The following is a 3,839-nucleotide window of genomic DNA, read 5'->3' as shown; positions in this document are numbered from 1 at the left end:
ATTTCGCCTGGGCCACCCCGGATGACCTGGCCATCCATCCCGACATCGGGCGCTGCGTGCATCTGGTGTCGGCCCACGAGGTGCGCGGCTCCTTTCCGCTGGATGGGGCGTCGGGCGAGAACGTCAAGGAAGTGGTCGGCGCAAAAGCTGCAGCAGCTCTTCAGCGAGTCGGCTGTTACCAGCGAAGAAGAAAAGGCGGCCTTGCCGAAGGTCCAGGCCCGGGCCGCCACGGCAGAAAAGCTCATCAGCGAAGCAGTGGAATTCGGCAAGCGTCGCGAGGCCTATGAACTGGCGCAATTCCTGAAGGAACAATACCTGCCGGTGCAGAAGGCCTGGCAGGTGGAGTTGAAAGCCCTGGCCGCGCTGGAAGACAAGCTCAATCTGGAAGCCGCCGAAAGCAGCGCCGCCGCCTATGGCCGGGCGCGCCTGCTGATGCTGGTCATCAGCGCCATCGGGGTGGTCACGGCGGTCCTGGCGGCGATTCTGATTACGCGCCAGATCCTGCGCAAGCTGGGCGGCGAACCCGATTACGCGGTGCAGATCGCCGGCCAGATTGCCCAGGGCGATCTGGCCGTGGTGATCGATACCCGGGCCGGCGACCACGATAGCCTCATGGCCGCCATGCGCGTCATGCGCGACAAGCTGGCCGCCATCGTCTCTGAAGTGCGGCGCGGTTCGGACACCATCACCACCGCTTCCAGCGAAATCGCCCGCGGCAACCTCGATCTGTCGGCCCGCACCGAGCAGCAAGCCGGCGCGCTGGAAGAAACCGCCTCCTCGATGGAGCAATTGAATTCCACCGTCAAGCACAATGCCGAAAACGCTCACCAGGCCAACGACCTGGCGCTGGCGGCGTCGGACGTGGCGGTGCAGGGCGGCAGCATCGTCGCGCAGGTGGTGGCGACCATGGAGTCGATCAATGCTTCCTCGCAGAAGGTGGCCGACATCGTCAGCGTGATCGATGGCATCGCCTTCCAGACCAACATCCTCGCGCTCAATGCCGCCGTGGAAGCCGCGCGTGCCGGCGAGCAGGGACGCGGCTTTGCGGTGGTGGCCTCGGAAGTGCGCTCGCTGGCCCAGCGCTCGGCCTCGGCGGCCAAGGAGATCAAACTGCTGATCGATGATTCGGTAGCCAAGGTCGAGGTCGGCAACCGTCAGGTCGAGCAAGCCACCCGCACCATGCGCGACATCGTCGAATCGGTACAGCGCGTCTCGGGCATCATGGGCGAGATCAAGGAAGCCACCCAGCAGCAAAGCGCCGGCATCAACCAGGTCCATGAAGCCATCACCCAGATGGATGCCAGCACCCAGCAGAATGCCTCGCTGGTGGAAGAGGCCGCAGGCGCGGCGGGCAGCCTGCAGGAACAGACGGTGCGCTTGCTGCAGGCGATTTCGGTGTTCAAGTTCAACCGGAGATGATCCGGTTGAGCACGGATGTGCGCTCTGGCGTGTGCGGCTCGCTCATGGCTGGAACGGCGTATCCAGCATCTGGTGATAAGTGATGTAAAGCTGCTCGCGCTCATAACCCAGCGACTCGTAGAGCTGCTGGGCGATCTTGTTGGTGGTGGCGGTATCGAGCGTAATTCTTTGCGCCCCCAGTCGCGTGAAGTGATCACGCAGGTACTGCATCAGATAATGTCCATGACCTTGCTTGCGCGCGCTCGGGACGACATAGAGATCGGAGAGATACTGGTAAGGGCGCATGTTCAGGGAGCAGATAGCCGGATAGCACTGCGCGAAAGCGACCGCGTTTCCGATGTCGTCCGACAGCAAGAATATCGAGGAACGGTGCGACCGCAGGTTCTCCTCCAGAAAGTCACGACATGCCGGCACATCATCCTGATGTCCATAAAAAATCCGGTAGTCGTTGAATAAACCGGCCAGGATCTCCAACTGGCCTTGGCTGCATTCGATAACCTGCATATCTCTCCTCTGATTAAAGTGAATGGCCCTCCCCATACAAGGGTGCAAACGGCGCATAGATGTCGCGATAGCGCTGCAAGCGCACCTGCAAGGCTGCATGGCGCGTCGGGTCCGGCTGGTACTGCGCCTGCTGGGCCGGCTTGCGACATACCTGCGCCTCATCGCCCCCAGCGGCCAGCCAGGCCAGGCGCGCCGCACCGAGCGCGCCGCCGGCTTCGCTGCCCACGTGGGTGACGATGCGCACGGCCAGCGCGTCGGCCAGCAACTGTGCCCAATAAGCGCTGCGCGCACCACCTCCTACGAGCGACAATTCGGCCACATCGGTGCCGGCTGCGCGCAAGGCGTCCAGGCCATCGACCATGCCGAAGGCCACGCCTTCGAGCACCGCATAACCGAGCGCGGCACGCTGGTGTTCCGGCGTCAGGCCATGGAACACGCCGGTGGCATAAGGATCATTGTGCGGCGTGCGCTCGCCGGACAGGTAAGGCAGGAACAGCGGTGCATTGCGGCGCGCTTCGTGGTCGAGCTCGGCGATCTCGGCCAGCAGGCTATTTTCATCCACCGAACACAGGCGACAGAACCAGCGCAGGCAGCTGGCCGCCGACAGCATCACGCTCATCTGATGCCAACGCTGCGGCAAGGTGTGACAGAACGCGTGGATCGCACGCCCAGGATTGGGACGGAAGCGGTCATTGACCACGAACAGCACGCCCGAGGTCCCCAAGGACAGGAAGCCATCGCCCGGATTGACCGCACCGATGCCGACCGCGCTGGCCGCACCGTCGCCCGCACCACCGGCCACGATCACGTTCTGCTCCAGCCCCCAGGCCCGGGCCACGTCCGGCAACAGGGTACCCGACACTGCGCTGCCATCGACCAGCGCCGGCATCTGGTCGCGCCGCATCCCTGAAGCCGCCAGCAATTCGTCGGACCAGTTGCGCCCTTCCACATCCAGCCACAAGGTACCGGCCGCGTCGGACGGATCGGAGACCTTGCGGCCGGTCATCTTCAAACGCAACCAATCCTTGGGCAACAACACGGTCGCGATGCGGGCAAACAGTTGCGGCTCATGGCGCGCCACCCACAGCAGCTTGGGCGCAGTGAAGCCCGGCATGGCCAGGTTGCCAGCGATGCCATGCAGGCGCGGCGCGCGCCGGTCCAGTTCGGCGCATTCGGGGGCACTGCGCGAATCGCTCCAGAGAATGGCCGGGCGCAGGACTTCATCGTCTTCATCCAGCAGCACAGCCCCATGCATCTGGCCCGACAGGCCGATGGCGCGGATGCCGGCAAAGCGCTCGCGGCCGAGCTGGGTGCGCAGCTTGTCCACAGTATCGCAGGTGGCCTGCCACCAGTCGGCCGGGGCCTGCTCGGACCAGCGCGGATGAGCGCGCGTCACGTTGAGCGTGCTGCCGGCCAGCGCCAGCAAGTCGCCCTGGTCGTCGATGACCACCGCCTTGACCTCCGACGTACCCAGGTCTATCCCAAGATACATGGTGCTCCTCGTTGTTCGTGATTGAACGGCAATTCTATGATGCCTCGCGCATCACCGACAGGCTTAATGCAGCCTCGCCAGCCACTGCTGCACACGCCCGTAGGCTGTCCGCACCAGCGCCACCAACCGGGCGTCGCCGGCCAGCTCGCCCCACAGCACGGCATCCTCACAGAAGGCTTGCACCACATCGCTGGAAGCCAACATGCGACGCGCCGCGGCGGGATCGAAGATGCCATCCTGGTAGGCATAGGGAAGCTGCCCCGCATTCCAGTGTTCGAGGAACACCAGGAACAAGGCCGGCAGCAGCGCCGTGGCCTGGGGATCGCGCCCCGCTGCCCAGCTCTCCTGCAAGGTCGGGCGGATGAAGCCGGGGATCTTGGAATAGCCATCGGCGGCCACGCGCTGGTTGGTATCCCTGAATGGC

The 3,839-nt window shown here is 64.4% G+C and carries 3 protein-coding genes and 1 pseudogene; 1 reads left to right on the top strand and 3 read right to left on the bottom strand.

Features of this window, described 5'->3' with window-relative positions:
- On the top strand, positions 1-1,419 hold a 1,419-nt coding region (locus tag I5W_RS11210), incomplete at its 5' end, for a methyl-accepting chemotaxis protein (protein WP_148289088.1).
- 42 nt (positions 1,420-1,461) lie between these two features.
- Here the strand turns inward: I5W_RS11210 and I5W_RS11205 are convergent.
- From I5W_RS11205 to I5W_RS11195, 3 genes and pseudogenes are all read right to left on the bottom strand, one after another.
- Positions 1,462-1,923: a GNAT family N-acetyltransferase gene (locus I5W_RS11205; protein WP_044529280.1), complete on the bottom strand. Its 462-nt coding sequence runs from the start codon at positions 1,921-1,923 to the stop codon at positions 1,462-1,464.
- Between the two features lie 13 nt (positions 1,924-1,936).
- Positions 1,937-3,415, bottom strand: a complete 1,479-nt coding sequence (gene xylB / locus I5W_RS11200) for a xylulokinase (protein ID WP_044529279.1) — start codon at positions 3,413-3,415, stop codon at positions 1,937-1,939.
- Positions 3,416-3,478: 63 nt separating this feature from the next.
- Positions 3,479-3,839: pseudogene (locus tag I5W_RS11195) on the bottom strand (D-arabinitol 4-dehydrogenase); the annotation flags it as partial.

Source organism: Herbaspirillum sp. B65 (assembly GCF_000333555.1).
Lineage (GTDB): Bacteria > Pseudomonadota > Gammaproteobacteria > Burkholderiales > Burkholderiaceae_D > Herbaspirillum > Herbaspirillum rubrisubalbicans.
Note: the sequence above shows the minus strand (reverse complement) of the source record. Positions and strands in the feature narration are given on the sequence as shown.

Bases quoted from the DNA above. Each gene is read 5' to 3' on its own strand.
- xylB (WP_044529279.1), bottom strand. From the start codon at position 3,415: ATGTATCTTGGGATAGACCTGGGTACGTCGGAGGTCAAGGCGGTGGTC.
- I5W_RS11205 (WP_044529280.1), bottom strand. From the start codon at position 1,923: ATGCAGGTTATCGAATGCAGCCAAGGCCAGTTGGAGATCCTGGCCGGT.